The sequence below is a fragment of the Mesorhizobium sp. M0029 genome, assembly GCF_040323735.1.
In the GTDB taxonomy this organism is placed as follows: domain Bacteria; phylum Pseudomonadota; class Alphaproteobacteria; order Rhizobiales; family Rhizobiaceae; genus Mesorhizobium.
In genome coordinates this window covers 33778-52378 of record NZ_JAMYVF010000003.1, presented here as the reverse complement: position 1 = coordinate 52378, position 18601 = coordinate 33778, and the positions used below count along the sequence as shown (strand labels likewise).

22 protein-coding genes and 1 riboswitch are annotated in these 18601 nt (G+C 63.7%); of the genes, 11 read left to right on the top strand and 11 right to left on the bottom strand.

What is annotated here, in order from left to right; all coding sequences use genetic code 11:
- The first annotated feature begins 9 nt into the window (after positions 1 to 9).
- Entirely contained in the window at positions 10 to 381 is a 372-nt protein-coding gene (locus tag NKJ76_RS06295; RefSeq protein WP_023685340.1) for a glyoxalase superfamily protein, read from the top strand.
- Here the strand turns inward: NKJ76_RS06295 and NKJ76_RS06290 are convergent.
- Positions 378 to 1241, bottom strand: a complete 864-nt coding sequence (locus NKJ76_RS06290) for a LysR family transcriptional regulator (protein ID WP_352537025.1) — start codon at positions 1239 to 1241, stop codon at positions 378 to 380. The two genes, NKJ76_RS06295 and NKJ76_RS06290, sit on opposite strands and share 4 nt — an antisense overlap.
- A gap of 226 nt (positions 1242 to 1467) precedes the next feature.
- Between NKJ76_RS06290 and NKJ76_RS06285 the strand changes: the two genes are divergently transcribed.
- Positions 1468 to 2418: a DMT family transporter gene (locus NKJ76_RS06285; protein ID WP_352537024.1), complete on the top strand. Its 951-nt coding sequence runs from the start codon at positions 1468 to 1470 to the stop codon at positions 2416 to 2418.
- A gap of 6 nt (positions 2419 to 2424) precedes the next feature.
- On the opposite strand, the gene NKJ76_RS06280 is transcribed toward NKJ76_RS06285, so the two are convergent.
- From NKJ76_RS06280 to NKJ76_RS06270, 3 genes are all read right to left on the bottom strand, one after another.
- Positions 2425 to 2796 (bottom strand): response regulator, encoded by a 372-nt coding sequence (locus NKJ76_RS06280; RefSeq protein WP_023673316.1) that lies wholly within the window; start codon positions 2794 to 2796, stop codon positions 2425 to 2427.
- A 64-nt stretch (positions 2797 to 2860) separates the two neighbouring features.
- Positions 2861 to 3403 carry a hypoxanthine phosphoribosyltransferase gene (gene hpt / locus NKJ76_RS06275; protein ID WP_352537023.1) on the bottom strand — a complete coding sequence of 181 codons (543 nt, stop codon included), beginning with the start codon at positions 3401 to 3403 and terminating at the stop codon, positions 2861 to 2863.
- 24 nt (positions 3404 to 3427) lie between these two features.
- Complete coding sequence (locus NKJ76_RS06270; protein WP_352537022.1) at positions 3428 to 4063, bottom strand: hypothetical protein; 636 nt, start codon at positions 4061 to 4063, stop codon at positions 3428 to 3430.
- A 180-nt stretch (positions 4064 to 4243) separates the two neighbouring features.
- Between NKJ76_RS06270 and ftsE the strand changes: the two genes are divergently transcribed.
- The 3 genes from ftsE (at position 4244) to NKJ76_RS06255 (ending at position 6738) form a co-directional block, all read left to right on the top strand.
- Positions 4244 to 4903 carry a cell division ATP-binding protein FtsE gene (ftsE, locus tag NKJ76_RS06265; RefSeq protein ID WP_023685344.1) on the top strand — a complete coding sequence of 220 codons (660 nt, stop codon included), beginning with the start codon at positions 4244 to 4246 and terminating at the stop codon, positions 4901 to 4903.
- On the top strand, positions 4896 to 5885 hold the full coding sequence (locus NKJ76_RS06260) for a cell division protein FtsX (protein WP_352537021.1): 990 nt from the start codon (positions 4896 to 4898) through the stop codon (positions 5883 to 5885). Before ftsE ends, NKJ76_RS06260 begins: the two co-directional genes overlap by 8 nt.
- Positions 5886 to 6018: 133 nt before the next feature.
- Positions 6019 to 6738: a YdcF family protein gene (locus NKJ76_RS06255; RefSeq protein WP_023673311.1), complete on the top strand. Its 720-nt coding sequence runs from the start codon at positions 6019 to 6021 to the stop codon at positions 6736 to 6738.
- Positions 6739 to 6836: 98 nt separating this feature from the next.
- Here NKJ76_RS06255 and NKJ76_RS06250 read toward each other — a convergent pair whose 3' ends face one another.
- On the bottom strand, positions 6837 to 7469 hold the full coding sequence (locus NKJ76_RS06250) for a pyridoxamine 5'-phosphate oxidase family protein (RefSeq protein ID WP_352537020.1): 633 nt from the start codon (positions 7467 to 7469) through the stop codon (positions 6837 to 6839).
- A 114-nt stretch (positions 7470 to 7583) separates the two neighbouring features.
- Between NKJ76_RS06250 and NKJ76_RS06245 the strand changes: the two genes are divergently transcribed.
- Both NKJ76_RS06245 and NKJ76_RS06240 read left to right on the top strand, forming a co-directional pair.
- On the top strand, positions 7584 to 8489 hold the full coding sequence (locus NKJ76_RS06245) for a LysR family transcriptional regulator (RefSeq protein WP_023742890.1): 906 nt from the start codon (positions 7584 to 7586) through the stop codon (positions 8487 to 8489).
- 114 nt (positions 8490 to 8603) lie between these two features.
- Positions 8604 to 9413, top strand: a complete 810-nt coding sequence (locus tag NKJ76_RS06240; protein ID WP_352537019.1) for a lysophospholipid acyltransferase family protein — start codon at positions 8604 to 8606, stop codon at positions 9411 to 9413.
- A 68-nt stretch (positions 9414 to 9481) separates the two neighbouring features.
- Here NKJ76_RS06240 and NKJ76_RS06235 read toward each other — a convergent pair whose 3' ends face one another.
- The 3 genes from NKJ76_RS06235 to NKJ76_RS06225 form a co-directional block, all read right to left on the bottom strand.
- On the bottom strand, positions 9482 to 10108 hold the full coding sequence (locus NKJ76_RS06235) for a LysE family translocator (RefSeq protein WP_352537018.1): 627 nt from the start codon (positions 10106 to 10108) through the stop codon (positions 9482 to 9484).
- An 83-nt stretch (positions 10109 to 10191) separates the two neighbouring features.
- Positions 10192 to 11139 (bottom strand): aldo/keto reductase, encoded by a 948-nt coding sequence (locus tag NKJ76_RS06230; protein ID WP_352537017.1) that lies wholly within the window; start codon positions 11137 to 11139, stop codon positions 10192 to 10194.
- Positions 11140 to 11303: 164 nt separating this feature from the next.
- Positions 11304 to 11837, bottom strand: a complete 534-nt coding sequence (locus NKJ76_RS06225; protein ID WP_023754180.1) for a gamma-glutamylcyclotransferase — start codon at positions 11835 to 11837, stop codon at positions 11304 to 11306.
- Positions 11838 to 11961: 124 nt separating this feature from the next.
- Here NKJ76_RS06225 and NKJ76_RS06220 point away from each other — a divergent pair, with 124 nt between their 5' ends.
- Both NKJ76_RS06220 and NKJ76_RS06215 read left to right on the top strand, forming a co-directional pair.
- Positions 11962 to 12960: a DUF2125 domain-containing protein gene (locus tag NKJ76_RS06220; RefSeq protein ID WP_352537016.1), complete on the top strand. Its 999-nt coding sequence runs from the start codon at positions 11962 to 11964 to the stop codon at positions 12958 to 12960.
- 124 nt (positions 12961 to 13084) lie between these two features.
- Positions 13085 to 14008: a sugar kinase gene (locus NKJ76_RS06215; RefSeq protein ID WP_352537015.1), complete on the top strand. Its 924-nt coding sequence runs from the start codon at positions 13085 to 13087 to the stop codon at positions 14006 to 14008.
- A 6-nt stretch (positions 14009 to 14014) separates the two neighbouring features.
- Here NKJ76_RS06215 and NKJ76_RS06210 read toward each other — a convergent pair whose 3' ends face one another.
- Together NKJ76_RS06210 and hisC are read right to left on the bottom strand one after the other, a co-directional pair.
- A complete protein-coding gene (locus tag NKJ76_RS06210; RefSeq protein ID WP_352537014.1) occupies positions 14015 to 14950 on the bottom strand; it encodes a prephenate/arogenate dehydrogenase family protein in 936 nt (311 codons plus the stop codon).
- A 4-nt stretch (positions 14951 to 14954) separates the two neighbouring features.
- Positions 14955 to 16064: a histidinol-phosphate transaminase gene (hisC, locus tag NKJ76_RS06205; protein ID WP_352537013.1), complete on the bottom strand. Its 1110-nt coding sequence runs from the start codon at positions 16062 to 16064 to the stop codon at positions 14955 to 14957.
- A gap of 126 nt (positions 16065 to 16190) precedes the next feature.
- A riboswitch (SAM riboswitch) is annotated at positions 16191 to 16268 on the top strand.
- Positions 16269 to 16328: 60 nt separating this feature from the next.
- Between hisC and metX the strand changes: the two genes are divergently transcribed.
- Together metX and metW are read left to right on the top strand one after the other, a co-directional pair.
- A complete protein-coding gene (gene metX / locus NKJ76_RS06200; protein ID WP_023685352.1) occupies positions 16329 to 17498 on the top strand; it encodes a homoserine O-acetyltransferase MetX in 1170 nt (389 codons plus the stop codon).
- The gene (gene metW / locus NKJ76_RS06195) at positions 17495 to 18109 is read left to right on the top strand and encodes a methionine biosynthesis protein MetW (RefSeq protein WP_023673299.1); all 615 of its coding nucleotides are present in this window, start codon (positions 17495 to 17497) and stop codon (positions 18107 to 18109) included. Before metX ends, metW begins: the two co-directional genes overlap by 4 nt.
- 7 nt (positions 18110 to 18116) lie before the next feature.
- On the opposite strand, the gene NKJ76_RS06190 is transcribed toward metW, so the two are convergent.
- Positions 18117 to 18437 (bottom strand): DUF1330 domain-containing protein, encoded by a 321-nt coding sequence (locus NKJ76_RS06190; RefSeq protein WP_023699381.1) that lies wholly within the window; start codon positions 18435 to 18437, stop codon positions 18117 to 18119.
- Positions 18438 to 18601 lie beyond the last annotated feature (164 nt).

The window sequence follows — 18601 nt, the reverse complement described above, 5'->3', positions numbered from 1 at the left end:
ATCAGCGCCATGCCGAAACTCGGTGCCGTCACGCCCATCCTGCGCATCTTCGACATCGCCAAGGCACGCGAATTCTATGTCGACTTTCTCGGCTTCAAGGTCGAGTTCGAGCACCGCTTCGACGACAATGCGCCGCTCTACATGGGTGTAATCCGCGACGGCTGTGTCCTGCATCTGAGCGAACATCATGGCGACGGCGCGCCGGGTATAGCCATGCGCATCAAGGTCGAGGACATCGCGGCATTGCACCGCGAACTGATCGGCAAGAGATATCGCTACGCCCGGCCGGGCCTCGAAACCACGTCGTGGCAGACCCGTGAAGTGTCGGTCGGCGACCCCTTCGGCAATCGGCTGCATTTCTACGAGGATGCAACAGACTAAGCCGGCCGGTTGACGAACGCCTCGCGTATTGCTTCCTGCATGCCGTCGATCGCCCCGCCTGAGGCATTGGGGTTGCGATGCATCACCACATTCGAGGAATCGATGTGGCCGAACCCGTCCGCGGCGGTGAGTTCACGACAGCCATCCGGAATATTGCTGTGCGAGATCGGCGCGATCGCCAGGCCAGAGGTGACGGCGAGCTTCAGGCCGCCGGTGGTGTCGCTGGTATAGGCGACACGGTAGGCCAGCCCACGCTGCTCAAGCGATTTGATGGCAAAGTCCTTGCACCAGCCGGCCCGGTTGTAGAGCGCGATCGGCACCGGCCGCTCCTCATGCATGTGATGCAGGCTCGATGTCACCCACACGGTCGGATCGTGCATCAGCACCTCGCCGCCGGAAGGATCCTGCCATTCGAACACCACGGCGAGGTCGAGTTCACCGGCCGCCAACGCTGCCAGCTGGGCGCCCGAATGTGCATAGCGCACGGTGACCTCGACCTTGGTGTGACGCTTCGAGAAGGCGCCGAGCGCGCGCGACAGGATGGCGTGACCATATTCCTCGGGAATGCCGATGCGCACAGGCCCGCCAAGCGGTGCCGCCGCCATCGATGCCGCCGTCTCGTCGAGCAGAGAGACGATGCGGCGGGCATTGACGATCAGCTCGCCGCCACGGCGCGTCAGCGCCACGCCGCGCGAGCCGCGTTCGAACAGGCTGTCGCCGACCAGCTCCTCGAGCTTCTTCATCTGCATCGACACCGCCGACTGGGTGCGCCCGGCCTGCTCCGCCGCCCGGGTGAAATTGCCCGCTTCGGCAATGGCGACGAAGGTGCGCAGGAGATCGCTGTCGAGGGCTGGCCGCATCGAATCCGTCATAAGCAAATTTGATCGCTGGTATCATTCCAATTCGTTTGCAACATGTCAAACGCCGCAGCATAGTCCGCTCACCCATTGGATATGCCGCCGCGAAATCGGCTGCGGACCAATCAAAGAGTCCTCACTCATACCCGCTGCCAGAAACGGTGGCGGGTTCTTTTTACCCCATGGCCGGGCGGCTGCGGGCAGTTAAGGCAAGGGCCGGCAGAACAACATGCGCAACCGGATCGTTCTCGGCATCATCAGCCTGTGCCTTGGCGTGCTGGTGTTCTCGCTCCAGGACCCGCTGGTCAAGGCGGTGTCGGCCGGCTATCCCGTGACCGAGGTGATGTGGATCCGCTCGATCGTCGCTTTGCCGATCCTGGTCGTTCTCGTTCGCGCCGATGTCGGCCTGCGGGCCATTGTCTCGAAGCGGTTCGGCCTGCTGACGATACGCGCCTTCATCCAGTTCTCCTCCTATACGGTCTACTATCTGGCGATCGCTGCCTTGCCGCTCGCCGACGCGGTGGCGCTCTATTTCATGGCGCCCCTGTTCATCATGGCAATGGCCGGGCCCTATCTCGGCGAGCGGGTATCCTGGCAGGCTCTCGCCACCGTGCTGATCGGCATGCTGGGCGTGGTCGTGATGCTGCGCCCGGGCGCCGGCCTGTTCGACTGGGCGGCGCTGCTTTCGTTGGGCTCGGCTTTGCTCTACGGCTTTTCACAGCTGATGGCGCGCAAGATTGGCGACACCGAATCCTCCACCGTCATGGCCTTCTACCAGAACGGCGCCTATCTGGTCGGCGCCGCTGCGGTTGCCGGCACATTCTGGCTTGCCGGCATAACCCATGCTGTCCACCCCAGCCTCGAATTCCTGGTGCGGCCGTGGGTCTGGCCGACGACCCCGGATTTCCTCAAGATGGCCGCCTGCGGCTTCGTCGCTTCGGCGGGCATGATCCTGTTGTCGCAGGCCTACAGGCTGGCGCCCGCCAACCGCGTCGCCACATTCGAATACACCGGCATCATCTGGTCACCGCTGTGGGGCTTCCTGTTCTTCGACGAGGTGCCGCGCTCGACCACCGCCATCGGTGCGGCGCTGATCATCGGCGCCGGTCTGCTGGCGCTCAACACCGAACGGCGCCGGAGCGCTGCGCCTGTCCTCGCCGCGTCTCAGGATGCCGCCTGAAGCGTGTCAGGCGAAGCAGGCGAGCGCCTGGTCGACCCGCGAGCGGATTTCGGCCAGCGTGAAAGGCTTTTGCACGACGTCGATAATGATGCCGTTCAATTCCTCGGCGCGCTCGCGCTGGTCGGCATAGCCGGTCATCAGCAGGATCTTCATGTCAGGGAAAAGCCTGGCTGCGGCGATCGCCATCTCGATGCCATCCATTTCCGGCATGCGGATATCGGAGACGACGAGGTCGTAACCGCCGCCTGCAGCACTGACCATCGCCAGCCCCTGCGCGCCGTCGGCGGCGATATCGATCGAGTGCCCGGCGCGTTCGAGCGCGCGGGCGGCGAGGGTGCGGACGGACTCATCGTCCTCGACGATCAGAAGCTTTGCCATGGGCCGGAATTTGGCGGGCAAAAGTTGACTTTTTCTGAAAATTTGAAGCGTCGGGGGCCTTTTCTCAGGCATCGCCTTTGACGACACCGACAAACGGCAGTTCGCGAAAAGCGTGAGCGACGTCCATGCCGTAGCCGACGACGAAGTAATCGGGACAGTCGAAGCCGACATAGTCGGCGTTCAGCTCCGTCTGGCGGCGCATGCGCTTGTCCAGCAGCACCGCGATGGCGCAGCTTTTGGCGCCCCGCGACAGCATCAGGTTGCGGGTGAAGGACAGCGTCTTGCCGGATTCCAGGATATCATCGATCAGCAGCACGTCGCGGCCGGCGACCTCATTGTCGATGTCGCGCAGCACCCTCACCTCGCCGCTGGTGGTGCCGGCGCCATAGCTGGAAATGAAGATGAACTCGACCTCGGGCGACAGCCCGACATCGTGCATGGCGCGGATCAAATCGGCGGCGAAGATGAACGAGCCCTTCAGCACCGAAATCACCAGCAGGTCGTGATAGTCGTGCTCGGCGATCTCCTTGGCGAGTTCGAGATTGCGCCGCGCGATCGCGGACGCCGAAAAGAGGACCTCGATGTCCCTGCCGCGCACAACTGGCATCAACAACCTTTCCAGAGAAACCGACTAGCCGGCGAAGGTGACCGCCACGGCCTTGACGCCGTTTCTAGGCACATCGAGGCGGCTGGAAAAGCCGAATCTTTCGCCGGGCGCCAGAGAACGGTTGGATGTCCCCAGAGTATAGCGGGTGATGCGGCTGTCATTGCCGGTGACACGTATCTCCAGCGGCGGCAATTGTCCCGCCTTCAAACCGTCATTGACGGCCTCGCCATCCACGAACAGCACCGGGGTGGATCCCGAGGCGTCGACACGCGAGGTGACGCCGGCAATGCTGAGTACGGCGCCCGCCGGCTGTTCGACTGTCCAGAACGGCGTCTGGCGCACCAGCGCGTGGCCACCCGAGACCCAGAAGGCGGCAAGGGCCGCACCGATGCCGGCAATCCAGAAGATCGGCCCGCCACGCGATGCCGGCCGCCCGGCTGACGCATCTGATTTGCGCAGCATCTCCATGCCTTCGATCGACGGCGTCGCGATGTCGCGCGCCGGCGTCGGCATGGCTTCTATCAGTGGGATCAGCTGCGGCAGCACCTCATAATCCGCATCGACGATGTCGGTCGCCACAGGACGAGATTCCGGTGCGACACTTGTCCCGGTCATGATTTCGCCGGAAACCGGGCGCGCGGTTCGTTGCTCAGCCATCATGGCCCCGCTGTTGCCTCTTCGTTTCTTTTGCGTAAATGGAAATGGTTAACGCTTCCCCACCGGAACCCTTGTGACGCACTCAAAAACAGCGAAAATTAACCGACGGTTAACCATGGCGGCCGATGGTCGTTGGACAGAAAGGGCTGGCACGCCGCCGCCACACACCTCAGGTCGTCGCACGTGATCCGCTTCGAAAATGTCGGCCTCCGCTATGGCATGGGTCCGGAAATCCTCCGCGACATCTCCCTGCACATTCCGGAGAGCTCCTTCCAGTTCCTGAGCGGGCCTTCCGGCGCCGGCAAGACGACGCTGCTGCGCCTTCTGTTCATGTCGCTGAAGCCGACACGCGGGCTGATCACCATCTTCGGCAAGGACCGCTCGCGCATCTCGCGCGCTGAACTGCCGCATCTCAGGCGCCGCATCGGCGTGGTGTTCCAGGATTTCCGCCTGCTCGACCACATGACCACCTATGAGAATGTCGCTCTGCCGCTGCGCGTGCGCGGCCGCGAGGAAGCGAGCTACCGCACCGACGTCACCGAACTTTTGAAATGGGTTGGCCTGGGCGAGCGCATGCATGTGCTGCCGCCGGTCCTTTCGGGTGGCGAAAAGCAGCGCGCGGCAATCGCCCGGGCCTTGATCGAACAGCCCGAAATCCTGCTTGCAGACGAGCCGACCGGCAATGTCGACCCGCCACTGGCACGCCGGCTGCTCAGGCTGTTCATCGAGCTCAACCGGCTCGGCACCGCGGTGGTGATCGCCACTCACGATCTCGGCCTGATGGAACAGGTCGACGCGCGCCGCATGATCCTGGCCGGCGGAAGGCTGGATATTTATGACTGAAGTATCGGCCGAACAGCTGCATGAAGACGCCGCCGAGCCCGCGACGACGACGCAGCGCGTCCAGCGCCGCATGGCGCCGATCGTGCCGGCGCAGAATATCGCCGGCCGCGCCTTGGTGCTGGTCATCGCCATCATGACCTTCCTGTCTTGCCTGACTTTCGGCGCCGTCACGCTGGTGCGCGACACTGCCTCGGTCTGGGAAAACCAGATCTCGCGCGAGGCGACGATTCAGATCAAGCCGGTCGACGGCCACGACATGGAGGCAGCCCTTGCCCAGGCCTCGCAGATCGTCGGCGAATTCCCCGGCGTGAAGGAAACCCGGATCATCGATCGCGACGCGACCGCGCGCCTTTTGGAGCCATGGCTGGGCTCGGGCCTGAATATCGACGAATTGCCGGTGCCGCGCCTGATCATCGTCACCATCGACGAGACCAGCCCGCCCGACTTTAGCGCCATCCGTGCGGCGCTCACGCCCAAGCTGCCGAGTGCTTCGCTCGACGATCACCGTACATGGGTCGACCGGCTGGTCGCCATGGCCCGCACCACGGTCACCATCGGCATCGCCGTGCTGGTCCTGATGCTGTCGGCGACGGTGCTGACCGTAGTGTTTGCGACGCGCGGCGCTATGGCGGGTAACGGCCATATCATCGAAGTGCTGCATTTCGTCGGCGCCGAGGCGCGCTTCATCGCGCGTGAATTCCGCTGGCATTTCCTGGTCACCGGCATGAAGGGTGCGGCCGCCGGCGGCGCAGCCGCGATCCTGGTTTTCATCGTCTTTTCCTGGTGGTCGTCGCGCAACATGGCAACGCCGCAGGCCGACCAGGCCACCGCTTTGTTCGGCAATTTCGCCATCGGATCGGCAGGCTATCTCGGCGTCGGGCTGATGGTGCTGGTGATCGGCGGACTGACGGCGGCGACCTCGCACGCCACCGTCGTCGCCTATCTCAGCGACATCGATGTCCGCCAGCCGGATGCGGGGTGACCCGTGAGGGCAGAAGCGAAAACAGTTCGGGGGCAAGGACAGGAATGGAAGGGACGATCACGGATCGAAAACCGACGTAACGCAATGTGCGCTTTTTTCCTTACCAAAAAGGCATTTCAGGATTAACCATAGGATGATGAACGCGCGGGAGTCGACCGGAACGGCTGGACAGATGCCAGTGGTGCGTTTGCGTGTGCGTACCGGGCTGGGCCGTTTGCGCACCGCCCTGCGTCTCGCCTCCCTCTGTCTACTGCTGCTGGTGGCCCTGTTTGCCGGTGGCTTCGGCTGGTTCGCCAGCAAGGTCAGCCACATGACGACCCCGACCAACCCGGCCAAGGCCGATGCGATCATCGTCTTGACCGGCGGTCAGGCCCGCCTCGACGCAGCACTCGATCTGCTTGCCTCCGGCAAGGGCGAGCGGCTGCTGATCTCAGGCGTGCATCCCTCTGCCAGCCGCCGCCAATTGCAGGCTGCTACCGGCGGCGACAAGGCGCTGTTTTCCTGCTGTGTCGACATCGACCGCGCCGCGCTCGACACGATCGGCAATGCCGAGGAAAGCGCTAAATGGGTGGAGAGCCACGCCTATGGCAGCGTCATCCTCGTCACCAACAATTACCACATGCCGCGCAGCCTGCTCGAGATGGGCCGCCTGCTGCATGGCGCCAGGCTTGAACCCTATCCGGTGGTCAACACCAATCTGGACAATGGCGACTGGCTGACCAAGCCGGAAGCGCTACGCGTGCTTCTGACCGAATACAGCAAATACCTGCTGGCGCTGGCGCGCGGCGTCGTCCCGGTCCGCCAGACCGCCGACAGCGTCGCTCTGGCCGAGGTTTCGACCGCCAAGGACTAAAGCAATTCCAGGAAAAGTGTGTAGCGGTTTTCCCGGGAAAAGCACGTACCCTTTCCCCTGGGAATTGCGTCCAAACAGACGACTCTGACGGCGCTCGATTACCCCTTGGCCGTGCCGTCTTCCGCGCCACGCAGCCGCGCAATCTCCTGTTCGAGGCTTTCAATCCGCTTGTCGCGTTCGGCGAGTGCGGCCGCGACATCGGCGGCCTCGAATCGCTGCGGAATGTGTTGCGGGCAATTGGCATCCCAGGCCGAGACGGTGAACAAGATGACCTGCTCGGGGCGCGCCTTGTAGTCCTGCGGCATCAGCCTTGCCAGAAGCTCGGCATCGTCCTCGACGACGCGCGCCGTGCCCCAGATCTTGACGCGCTGGCGATGCGCATAGTCGATCAGGAACAGGAATGCCTGGTTGTTGTCGGCGAGATTCCCCTGCGTGATGAACTGCCTGTTCCCGGAGAAATCGGCAAAGCCGATGGTCTTCTCGTCCAGCACCTTGAGGAAGCCGGCTGGCCCGCCGCGATGCTGGATATAGGGCTGACCCTCGCCATTTGCCGTCGAAAGGAAGACGCTGGTCTGCGCCGCGATGAAGTCGGCGAGGTCGGGCGTCATATGGACGCGCCATCCGCTGCGCTCCTCGGCGCTGGCATAGCCCTTGCGCGAACCTTTGCGGGTCTGGATCGCCTTGACCGTCGGCGTGAAGGCGACATCGCTGGTGAAAGTATGAGCATTCATGGAAGCCTCCGCGAGGCCGAAACACGGCCATTGTACGCGAAGAGGTAGGTCCTTCCATGTTTTGGATGTAGATGGCATAGTTGCAAGCTATCCTTCCAATTTCCGGAAGACACTATGGATCGTCTCGAAGCCATGTCGCTGTTCGTCGCCGCGGTGGAAGCGGGCAGCCTTTCCGCTGCCGGCCGCCATTTCGGCATTCCACTGGCAACGGTCAGCCGCAAGGTTTCCGACCTCGAGAAGCACCTTCAGGCGCGCCTGCTGAACCGTTCGACCCGGCAGCTCACGCTGACCGATGCCGGCCAGGCCTATCTCGCCGCCTGCCGCCGCATCCTCGGCGAGGTCGGCGAAGCCGAACGCACCGCTGCCGGCGAATACAGCACGCCGACCGGCGACCTGTTCATCACCGCGCCGGTCGTCTTTGGTCGCCTGCACGTGCTGCCTGTCGTCACCGAATTCCTGGCGGCTTATCCTCAAGTCAACATTCGCCTGACGCTGGCTGACCGGATAACCCAACTGGCGGAGGAACATCTCGACCTTGCCATCCGCATCGGCGAGCTTGCGCCTTCGAGCCTCATTGCCATCCGCGTCGGCGCGATCCGTCGCGTCGTGTGCGCCAGCCCCGCCTATATCGCCGCGCATGGCATGCCGCGGACGCCGGACGATCTGGCCGCGCATGAATGCATCAGTTTCGAAGGGCCTGCAGCGCTCGCCAGTTGGAGCTTTGCCGGCGACAAGGGCGAACTGATCGTGCCGATCCGCTCACGGCTGCGCGTCAACACGGCGGAAGCTGCAATCGATGCCGCGATTGCAGGCGCCGGGATGACGCGGGTGCTCTCCTACCAGATCGCGGACGCAGTACGTTCCGGCGTGCTCGTCCCGGTCTTGCGACCCTTCGAGCCGCAGCCGTGGCCGGTGAGCCTCGTCCATGCCGGCCAAGGCCTGCTGGCGGTGAAACTCAGGGCGTTCCTCGATTTCGCCGCTCCGCGGCTGAAGCAGCGGCTATTGCAGGCGACGTGGTGAGTTGAGACTGGCTTGGGTCAGTGGCGAGCCGGCCTATGTCAGGCATTGCGGCGTTTCCTTTTTGCCCGCGCTTGGTGTAACCAACGCACACCTCCTCAACGGGCCCTTCCCCGCATGCTCTATATCCGCTCGCTGGCGTTCAACTTAGTCTTCTATGTCAATCTGATCGTCCAGATGGTCCTCTGGACCCCTTACTACTTCCTCTCGCCACGCCATCGCGCCTGGTTCGTGCCGAAATTCTGGTCGCGCACCAGCCTGTGGCTCTACGACAAGATCGCCGGCACCAGGAGCGACATCACCGGCGTCCAGAACCTGCCGGAGGGCTCTTTCATCCTGGCGCCGAAACACCAGTCGTTTTGGGACGCGATCGCTTTCTTTCCGTTCCTCCACGACCCGCTTTATATCCTGAAGCGCGAGCTGACCTGGATCCCCTTCTTCGGCTGGTACATCCTGAAGATGCGGATGATCCCGGTTCACCGCGGCAGCCGCTCCAAGGCGTTGAAGCAGGTCGTTGCATCGACAAAGCAGGAGATGGGGCGCAATCCGCGCCAGCTGATTATCTACCCCGAAGGCACGCGCCGAGCGCCAGGCGACGAGCCGGCTTACAAATACGGCATTGTCGAGCTCTATACGCAGCTTGGCGTCCCGGTGGTGCCGGTCGCCCATGTCGCCGGCCTCTACTGGCCGCGCCGCAAATTCCTGCGCTTTCCCGGTACCATCAAGGCCCGCTTCCTGCCGCCGATTCCGCCCGGGCTCGGCAAGGACGAATTCATGGACCGGCTGATCGGCGATACGGAAGCCGCCTGCGACCAGTTGCTGATCGAGGCATCGCAGGCTCCTAACCCGCCGCAAATGCCGCCGACGGCGGTCAAGCGGCTGGCCGAACTCGCCGCGGCCGCCAAAGCAATTCCAGGAAAAGTGTGAGCGGTTTTTCCGTCCTGAATTGCGCCAAAACAAAAAAGACCAAAGCTTGATCTCTTCTGCGGGCCGGCTCAAGGCCACGCCGCCAGCGCCGTGGTCAGCACCAGCGTCGCCGCGAAGGCCAGATTGATGATCCGCGACGCCAGCGGCTGGCGCAGGGTGCGGGCGAAGGCCGCGCCGGCCAGCAGCCACAGCATATGGATGGCTACGATCAGCAGGGTGAGAACCGCCAGCCTGGCCGGGATGCCGAGAGCATCGGCGCCGGCTGCGGTCGCGGAGCCAGCAAGGACCGCAGCAATCGCCACATAGGCTTTCGGGTTGGCAACGGCGAGCAGGAAGCCGCCGAGGAAGGTCGGCAGAACCGCGCTGCTGTCACGCGCGGCCAGCGGCGGCGCTGTCGCTATTCTGTAGGCGAGGTAGAGAATATAGGCGGCGGAAGCGACCGCCAGCACTGGCGCTACGCCCGGCATCGAGGTGAGGATAGCCTTGATGCCGGTGGCCACGACCAGCAGCACCGCGACCGTGCCTAAAATGATCCCCGATGTGTAGTGAAGCGAATTGCGCAGGCCGAAGGCGGCCCCTATCGCCGTGACGCTGATCGTCGCCGGGCCAGGACTGCCCATGACGACGGTTGCCGCCAGCACCAGCGCCAGCAATTGCTGCCAGGGCTGCGCCTGCGAAAGAATGTCTGCGGCCATGCTGCCTCTTCTCCACAATAATGGAGAACAGTGTGGCAAGGCAGACAGCCGTCGTCTTGAACGATCGTGCCGAACCTGCGCGGCTAGGCGCTGGCCTTGTCCAGCGCCACGAGATCCTCCGCGCTGAGCTTCAGCGATGCGGCGCGCACCAGGCTGTCGACCTGGTCCAGCGTCGTGGCGCTGGCGATCGGCGCGGTGATGCCGGGCTGCGCCATCACCCAGGCGAGTGCTACTTCCGCCTGCTTGGCCGAATGGCGCGCCGCCACAGTGTCGAGTGCGGCCAGAATGCGCATGCCGCGCGCATTGAGATAAACCTTCACGCCGCCGCCGCGTTCACTTTTGCCGAGATCGGCCTCGCTACGGTATTTGCCGCTCAAAAACCCCTTGGCGAGGCTGAAATAGGTGATGACGCCGATATCCTCGGCCACGCACAGATCATGCAGCGGCCCGTCGAAGGATGAGCGGTCGTAGACATTGTATTCCGGCTGCAGCACGCTGTAGCGCGGCAGCCCGCGCAGGCTGGCAACATCGAGCGCGGCGCGCAGCAGGCCGGCGTCGAGATTCGAGGCGCCGATATGGCGGACCTTGCCGGCAGCGAGCAGCTTCTGGTAGGCGCCGAGCGTCTCTTCGTAAGGCGTGGTCGGGTCCGGCCAGTGCGACAAATAGAGGTCGATCACATCGGTCTGCAGCCGCTCAAGCGACGCCTCGACCGCCCTTTCGATATGGGCAGCGGACAGATCCTTCTTGCCTTGTCCCATATCCGAGCCGACTTTGGTGATGACGATGATGTTGTCACGGTTGCCGCGGCTTTTCATCCATTTGCCGATGATGGTCTCGGACTCGCCGCCCGCGTGGCCCGGCACCCAGCGCGAATAGGCATCGGCCGTATCGATAGCGTTGAGGCCGGCGTCGCCGAACCGGTCGAGCAGGTCGAAGGAGGTCTTCTCGTCCGCGGTCCAGCCGAAGACATTGCCGCCCAGGACCAGCGGCGCGATGGAAAGGTCGGTTTGACCGAGACGGCGTTTTTGCAAGACGGGGCTCCGTGGGCTGGCGGCGGGCGACCCGAATGCTTCGGGCCGCAGCTAAGCTAGGTCTCGCCGCGCCGAGGTCAAAGGCCTCAGCCAATTTTCCCAGCGGGCCATCGCTTCACAAAGGCGCGAGCGCTTCGCCTGCAGGCTCGCCGTGGTCTACCGGCTCACGAGGCGATCCGCTTCGCCACCTCTTCCAGCCAGTGGTCGCTGATACCCAGCGCCGCGAGATGCTGCAGCGTGTTGAGCACATAGTCCTCGTTGTTTCCGGACTGGCCGACGGCGCCACGGATAACACCTGCCGCATGCGCGGCATCGAGCCCGCCGGCATACTGCTCATGCTGGCGGTCGACGATATAGGCGACCGCTTTCACTCTCTCTCCCGCGGCCGCACCATTCACGTCGAGACTGATATCGAGCACACGCTCGAGATAGACGCTGGTCACCAATTCGCGCTCGCGCAGATAGGTCAGCACCTCATCGCGCAGCTCGCCGGGCACGCGAAACGCCAGCCCGATGCAGGAGCCGCCACGGTCGAGGCCTAGCACCAGGCCCGGCCGCTGGCGCGTGCCGCGATGCACGAAGGAATAGACGCACAGCGACCGGCGGTAGCCGTAAAGCCGCGCGCGCCGTGTCTCGACATGGGCGAATCCCGGTCGCCAGATCAGCGAGCCGTAGCCAAAAACCCAAAAATCGCCCATATCGCCAAGCCTGATTGCACGAGAGTGACGCCGCCGCATCGGAATCGGTGCTCTTCTGTTCTTTTTGCTTGTTGCGTAAGCCACAGTCCACCCGCAACACGCCCGCGTTAATGAAAGCCGCAGCATGACGTCAAGTGACGAGCGTCCGTCGAAGTTTCGCCACCGGCTGATGTGGCTCGCTGCCTTGGTCGTTATGCTGTTCGGCGCCTACAGCGCGGTCTGGTTCTACGTCGCCGGTCGCGTCAGCAGCGAAGCCGACAAGGCGGTGGCCTCGCTCAAGGACAAAGGCATCGAGGCCGGCTGCGCCAACCTCACCGTCAGCGGCTACCCCCTGCGTTTTGCCATCTCCTGTGACAATCTGGCTTACGAGGACGACGCCAGAAACGTTGCCGCCTCGGCAGGCAGCTTCAACTTCGTTGCAGAACTCATCCGGCCTTTGTCGCCTGCCGCCGAGTTGCGTGGGCCACTGCGGACCTCGGTGCCCGGGATGGCGCCGCTATGGATCGATTGGGACAATCTGCAGGCGAATGCCAAGCTCTCCTGGCCCTTGCCACGCAGCATTTCGCTGCAGGCCGAGAGCTTGTCCGGCCAGACCGATCCGGCCGACGACACCGACCCGGTTTCACTGTTCAGCGCCGGAACGGCGGCGGGCGAGTTGCGGCCGGACGGTCAGGACCTTGGCTATACCGGAAGCTTCACCGATCTTGAGATCGACGCCGACGCGATCGGCGGGCGCGTGCTGCCGCCGCTCGACGGCAGCGGCGACGCGACGCTGAAGAACGGCGTCGCGCTGATGAAGACGCAGGCCAGGAGCCTGCGCGGCCAGGCGGTCGGCATCCACAAGCTCGATCTGTCGTCGGGAACCGCGCGCATCACCGTCTCCGGCCCGGTGTCGGTCGACGCCAACGGCCTGGTCAATGCCGACCTGACGATCAAGCTGCAGGATCCCAAAGCCGTGGCGGCAATCCTCGCCACCGCAGTCCCCGAGCAGAAGAGCCAGATCGAGCAAGGCTTTGCCGGTCTGGCGCTGCTCGGCGACGAACCGTCGATGCCGCTCAAGGTGGTGAAGGGCAAGGCCTCGCTCGGCTTCATTCCGCTGGGCAAGATCAAGCCGCTCGATTAGAGCAATTCCAGGAAAAGTGTGAGCGGTTTTCCGTCCGGAATTGCGTTAAAACAAAGAGATAGAGCATGATCGCAAAGAGCGGGAATGGCTTTTGAAGAGAGATCATGCTCGAGCAAGCCGACGCATGAACCGACCGGTGAAACTGCTGAGCGTTGGCGCGCTGACGCTGGATACCATCCTGCGCGTCGAAACCCTGCCCACGCATCAGGGCAAGTTCATCGCCTCGGACGGCATCCAGATCGCCTCGGGCATGGCGACAAGTGCTGCCTGCGCCGCCCGCCGTCTCGGCGCCGAGGTGTTCCTGTGGGCAAGTGCAGGTGACGATGCCGTCGGCGACCAATTGCTGGCCGGCATCGAGGCCGAGGGCGTCGATTGCGGCTTTGTCCGCCGCGTCGAAGGCGCCCGCTCGGCGCTGGCCGCGATCCTGGTCGACGCTCATGGCGAGCGCATCATCGTGCCCTTCTACGACCCAAAGGCGCAGGCCGACCCCGAGGCGGTGCCTGTCGCCGATCTTTCCGGCTTCGATGCCGTGCTGGTCGATGTGCGCTGGCCGGGCGCCGCCGCTCTTGCCTTGACCGCCGCGCGCAGCGCCGGCCGTCCCGCCATCCTCGACGCCGACACGGCCACGCTCGAAGTGCTGGAGCGTCTGCTGCCATTGGCCTCGCACGTCGTCGCTTCGGAGACGGCGGCACGCATTGTCTGCGGCCACGCGCTGGACCCCGAAACCGCCTGTGCCGACCTCGCCAGCCGCACCGATGCCTTCGTGGCGGTGACCGGCGGCGCCGCGGGAAGCTGGTGGCATGACCGGTCCGCCGGATGCGTGCGCCACATCGCGGCGCCGAAGATCAAGGCGGTCGACACGCTTGCCGCCGGCGACGTGTTTCACGGTGCCTTTGCCGTCGGGCTTGCCGAAGCCATGCCTATCGAGCAGGCCTTGCGCTTTGCCAGTGCTGCCGCCGCGCTCAAATGCCAACGCTTCGGCGGCCGGCTGGGAGCGCCAAACAGGGCCGACACAATGGCCATGCTCGAAGCGACGTGGCCCGCTTGAGGGAACTTAGCTCTTCGCCGGATGTTCCACCGCCTGGCGGCCAAAATCCGGCACGTCGATGTCCTGGCCGGCCTCGATGATCGAACGGCGAACGGCCCGGGTGCGGGTGAACAGGTCGAACAGCTTGTCGCCGTCGCCCCAGCGGATCGCCCGCTGCAGCGAGGCGAGGTCCTCCGAAAAGCGCGCCAGCATTTCCAGGATGGCATCCTTGTTGTGCAGGCACACGTCGCGCCACATGGTCGGGTCGGAGGCGGCCAGACGGGTGAAGTCGCGGAAACCGGAAGCCGAATATTTGATCACTTCCGACTTGGTCACCGATTCCAGATCGTCGGCCGTGCCGACGATGTTGTAGGCAATGATGTGCGGAAGATGCGAAACGATGGCCAGCGTCATGTCATGATGCTGCGGGTCCATCGTGTCGATGTTGGAGCCGCAGCGCCGCCAGAATTCCGACAGCTTTTCCAGCGCGGCCGGATCGGTTCCCGGCAGCGGCGTGAAGATGCACCAGCGGTTTTCGAACAGGTCGGCGAAACCCGCATCCGGGCCCGATTTCTCCGTACCTGCCAGCGGGTGCCCCGGAATAAAGTGCACGCCGTCCGGTACATAGGGCTGCATTTGCGCAATGACCGAGGCCTTGGTCGAACCGACATCGGTGAGGATGGCGCCCTTTTTCAGCGCCGGCGCGATCTCTTGCGCCACCTCGCCCGACGATCCCACTGGCACCGAGACGATGATCAGGTCGGCATTGCGGACCGCTTCCCTGGCGTCGGTGGTGTAGCTCTCGCCAAGACCGAGCTCCTTCGCCCGTGCCAGCGTGGTCGGGCTGCGCGTCGCGATGGCGACATGGCGGGCCAGGCCCTCGCGGCGGATGATGCGGGCCAGCGACGAGCCAATCAGGCCGATGCCGACCAGCGCGATCTTTTCAAACATCGGTGAAGTCATTGTTTCAGCTTTTCAGGAATGTCGTGAGGGCATCGATGACGCCGCGATTGGCTTCTTCGGTGCCGACGCTCATGCGCAGCGCATTGGGAAAGCCATAGCCGGTAACGCGCCGCAATATATAGCCGCGCTGGGTGAGGTAGTCGTCCGCCGCCTCAGCCGAATGCCTCTTGTCGTCGGGAAAGTGGATGAGGACGAAATTGCCGACGCTGGGCGTCACGCGCAGCCCAAGCTCCGTCAGCTCTTCATTCAGCCAGGTAAGCCAGGTCTCGTTGTGCAACGAACTGCGCTCGACATGGGCGCGGTCGCGGATGGCGGCAATGCCGGCCTCGATCGCTGTTGCGTTAACGTTGAAAGGGCCGCGGATACGGTTGATGGCATCGACGATGTGCAGTGGGCCATACATCCAGCCGATGCGCGCGCCGCCAAGGCCGAGCTTGGAGAAGGTGCGGGTCATGACCACATTCTGTGCGCTGCCCGCCAGCTCGATGCCGGCCTCGTAGTCATTGCGCCTGACATATTCGGCATAGGCCGCGTCGAGCACCAGAAGCACGTTGCCCGGGAGCGTGGAATGCAGGCGGCGGACCTCCTGGAACGGCAGATAGGTGCCGGTCGGATTGTTGGGATTGGCGAGGAAGATGATTTTGGTCCGCGGCGTCACCGCGGCCAGGATCGCGTCGACGTCGGCGCGCTCCTCGGTTTCCTTCACAGCAACCGGCTTGGCCCCCGCCGACTGAATGTAGATCTTGTAGACCATGAAGGCATGTTCGGTAAAAATCGCCTCATCGCCTGGCGCCAGATAGGTCTGCGCCAGCAGGCCCAAAATCTCGTCGGAACCGTTGGAGCAGATGATGTTTGCCGGGTTGAGGCCATGCACCTCGGCGATCGCCTCGCGCAGCCGGCGGGCGGTGCCGTCGGGATAGACATCGAGCTTGCCAGCCACTTCGCGCGCGGCCTCGATCGCCTTCGGCGACGGGCCGAGCGGGTTCTCGTTCGACGACAATTTATGGACCTTGGCAACGCCGGCCGGTGCCGTGCTCTTGCCCGGCACATAGGCGTCGATGTCCATAATGCCCGCGCGGGGCGTCGGTCGTGCCTTGTCCGCTGTCTTGTCCATGTCGCAAATCCATCGAGAATGCCTCCGTCCGGAGGCCGCAGCGGAAATACAAGCCGTAGCCGCGAATGTCGAGAGGCGGGCAATAGCTGGCCGTTGACGCCGGGCCGCACGAGTTCTAGAAGAACGCAACAGTTCCGTGGTGATTTGGCCGGTCGGCTTGCAGCCACGTTAAACAACTCGCTAAAGGGCCGTTTGCGTGACGTAACCGGCTTTGCGATCGCATTGCCGGTTTTTTATTGCCTGACGGCGGGCAAGGAGAGTCACATGGCCGCGCTCCGCGCTACAAAAACCAACAACGAGGCCGACAACCCGTCGAGCCCTGTGTTGCGTTTTGGCCCTGACAAGCCGCTGAAGCTTGACGCCGGCACGCTTTTGTCGCCGTTCCAGATCGCCTACCAGACATATGGCGCCCTCAACGATGCCCGCACCAACGCCATCCTGGTCTGCCACGCGCTGACCGGCGACCAGCATGTCGCCAGCACCAATCCGGTGACCGGCAAGCCCGGCTGGTGGGAAGTGCTGATCGGTCCCGGCAAGATCATCGACACCAACCGCTTCTTCGTCATTTGCTCCAACGTCATCGGCGGCTGCCTCGGCTCCACCGGTCCGGCCTCGACCAATCCCGCCACCGGCAAGCCCTACGGCCTCGACCTGCCAATCATCACCATCCGCGACATGGTGCGGGCGCAACTGATGCTGGTCGACCATTTCGGCATCGAAAAGCTGTTTTGCGTGCTCGGCGGCTCGATGGGCGGCATGCAGGTGCTGGAATGGGCGTCATGCTATTCCGAGCGCGTCTTCTCGGCCCTGCCGATCGCCACAGGCGCACGCCATTCCTCGCAGAACATCGCCTTCCACGAGGTCGGCCGCCAGGCTGTCATGGCTGATCCGGACTGGCATGGCGGCAAATATTTCGAGCACGGCAAGCGCCCGGAAAAGGGGCTCGCCGTGGCGCGCATGGCCGCCCACATCACCTATCTGTCGGAAGCCGCCCTGCATCGGAAATTCGGCCGCAATCTGCAGGACCGCGAAGCGCTGACCTTCGGTTTCGACGCAGATTTCCAGATCGAAAGCTATCTGCGCCACCAGGGCATGACATTCGTCGACCGCTTCGACGCCAACTCCTACCTCTACATGACCCGTTCGATGGATTATTTCGACCTCGCAGCCGACCATGGCGGCCGGTTGGCAGATGCCTTTGCCGGGACCAAGACCCGCTTCTGCCTGGTGTCCTTCACCTCGGACTGGCTGTTCCCGACCGAGGAGAGCCGCTCGATCGTGCATGCGCTCAACGCCGCCGGCGCCTCCGTCTCCTTCGTCGAGATCGACACCGACCGCGGCCATGATGCCTTCCTGCTCGATGAACCCGAACTGTTTGCCGCCATCAAGGGCTTCATCGGCTCGGCGGCCCGCGCAAGGGGGCTCGCCTCATGAGCGTCAATGGCAGCCAGCGCGTCGACCTCGAAGTCGTGGCCAACCTGATACCGCCGCAGTCGCGGGTGCTCGATGTCGGCTCCGGCGACGGCCTGCTGCTCGAACTCCTGCAGGAGACCAAGCAGGTCGACGGCCGCGGGCTGGAGCTGTCACAGCGCGGCGTCAATGAATGCGTGGCGCGCGGTCTCTCGGTCATCCAGGGCGATGCCGATACCGACCTCGAATTCTATCCGGACAAGGGTTTTGACTTCGTCGTCCTGTCTCAGACGCTGCAGGCGACCCGCAACCCGAAGCTGGTGCTCGACGAGCTGCTGCGAATCGGCAACCGCGCCATCGTCTCCTTCCCCAATTTCGGCCACTGGCGGGTGCGGCTGTCGCTGTTCGTCAATGGCCGGATGCCGGTGACCGCGGACCTGCCCTATTCCTGGTACGACACGCCCAACATCCATTTCTGCACCATCCGCGACTTCGTCAATCTGGTCGAGGAACTCGGCGCTTCGGTCGAGAAAGCCACCGCGCTCGACGGCAACGGCCAGAAGATCGGCCTGTCGATGCCATGGTGGTTCTGGAATTTCTTCGGCCAGCAAGCGGTGTTCTTGCTGAAGCGGTAGTTTGCCCCTATTCCAGCACGTCCGTCGCCTTGTGCGGGTGCTGAACGCCATCGGCGATGATCACATCGGCGTGGGAGTTGTCGGTGCGCAAGGCCAGAATCTCGCGATAGGCTGATGAATCGTACCAGCCCCACGCATGCGCCCTGTCCGGAAACTCGATGACGATCAGATGCCCGGGCCATTCGTTTTCGACCACGTCCATGTCGCCGCCGTGGACAAGGAAGCGGCCGCCGAACGGCTCCAATGTGGCGTCGATCCTCTGCAGATACACGACAATCTGCGGGCCCATTGTGACTTGACGCATATGGGCGACGGCGTAGGCGGCCATGGCTGAACTCCCTGTGAGATCGAAGCCCGACGACCGGCTTCGTTGGCGCAATCTGCAGACATGATGGCCATCGGTCGATTACGTCTGGGGTAATCGGCCGGCTTACCGGCGTCCTGGCTCAACAGTTTGTGATGACATTGCCGCTGGTTTTTTGTAGCGTCGAA

Bases quoted from the DNA above. Each gene is read 5' to 3' on its own strand.
- NKJ76_RS06280 (WP_023673316.1), bottom strand. From the start codon at position 2,796: ATGGCAAAGCTTCTGATCGTCGAGGACGATGAGTCCGTCCGCACCCTC.
- NKJ76_RS06260 (WP_352537021.1), top strand. From the start codon at position 4,896: ATGACTGAAGTATCGGCCGAACAGCTGCATGAAGACGCCGCCGAGCCC.
- NKJ76_RS06285 (WP_352537024.1), top strand. From the start codon at position 1,468: ATGCGCAACCGGATCGTTCTCGGCATCATCAGCCTGTGCCTTGGCGTG.
- metW (WP_023673299.1), top strand. From the start codon at position 17,495: ATGAGCGTCAATGGCAGCCAGCGCGTCGACCTCGAAGTCGTGGCCAAC.
- NKJ76_RS06215 (WP_352537015.1), top strand. From the start codon at position 13,085: ATGAACCGACCGGTGAAACTGCTGAGCGTTGGCGCGCTGACGCTGGAT.
- NKJ76_RS06295 (WP_023685340.1), top strand. From the start codon at position 10: ATGCCGAAACTCGGTGCCGTCACGCCCATCCTGCGCATCTTCGACATC.
- NKJ76_RS06235 (WP_352537018.1), bottom strand. From the start codon at position 10,108: ATGGCCGCAGACATTCTTTCGCAGGCGCAGCCCTGGCAGCAATTGCTG.
- NKJ76_RS06225 (WP_023754180.1), bottom strand. From the start codon at position 11,837: ATGGGCGATTTTTGGGTTTTTGGCTACGGCTCGCTGATCTGGCGACCG.
- hisC (WP_352537013.1), bottom strand. From the start codon at position 16,064: ATGGACAAGACAGCGGACAAGGCACGACCGACGCCCCGCGCGGGCATT.
- NKJ76_RS06240 (WP_352537019.1), top strand. From the start codon at position 8,604: ATGCTCTATATCCGCTCGCTGGCGTTCAACTTAGTCTTCTATGTCAAT.
- NKJ76_RS06255 (WP_023673311.1), top strand. From the start codon at position 6,019: ATGATGAACGCGCGGGAGTCGACCGGAACGGCTGGACAGATGCCAGTG.
- NKJ76_RS06210 (WP_352537014.1), bottom strand. From the start codon at position 14,950: ATGACTTCACCGATGTTTGAAAAGATCGCGCTGGTCGGCATCGGCCTG.
- NKJ76_RS06270 (WP_352537022.1), bottom strand. From the start codon at position 4,063: ATGATGGCTGAGCAACGAACCGCGCGCCCGGTTTCCGGCGAAATCATG.
- hpt (WP_352537023.1), bottom strand. From the start codon at position 3,403: ATGCCAGTTGTGCGCGGCAGGGACATCGAGGTCCTCTTTTCGGCGTCC.
- NKJ76_RS06290 (WP_352537025.1), bottom strand. From the start codon at position 1,241: ATGCGGCCAGCCCTCGACAGCGATCTCCTGCGCACCTTCGTCGCCATT.
- NKJ76_RS06190 (WP_023699381.1), bottom strand. From the start codon at position 18,437: ATGGCCGCCTACGCCGTCGCCCATATGCGTCAAGTCACAATGGGCCCG.
- NKJ76_RS06250 (WP_352537020.1), bottom strand. From the start codon at position 7,469: ATGAATGCTCATACTTTCACCAGCGATGTCGCCTTCACGCCGACGGTC.
- NKJ76_RS06220 (WP_352537016.1), top strand. From the start codon at position 11,962: ATGACGTCAAGTGACGAGCGTCCGTCGAAGTTTCGCCACCGGCTGATG.
- NKJ76_RS06245 (WP_023742890.1), top strand. From the start codon at position 7,584: ATGGATCGTCTCGAAGCCATGTCGCTGTTCGTCGCCGCGGTGGAAGCG.
- metX (WP_023685352.1), top strand. From the start codon at position 16,329: ATGGCCGCGCTCCGCGCTACAAAAACCAACAACGAGGCCGACAACCCG.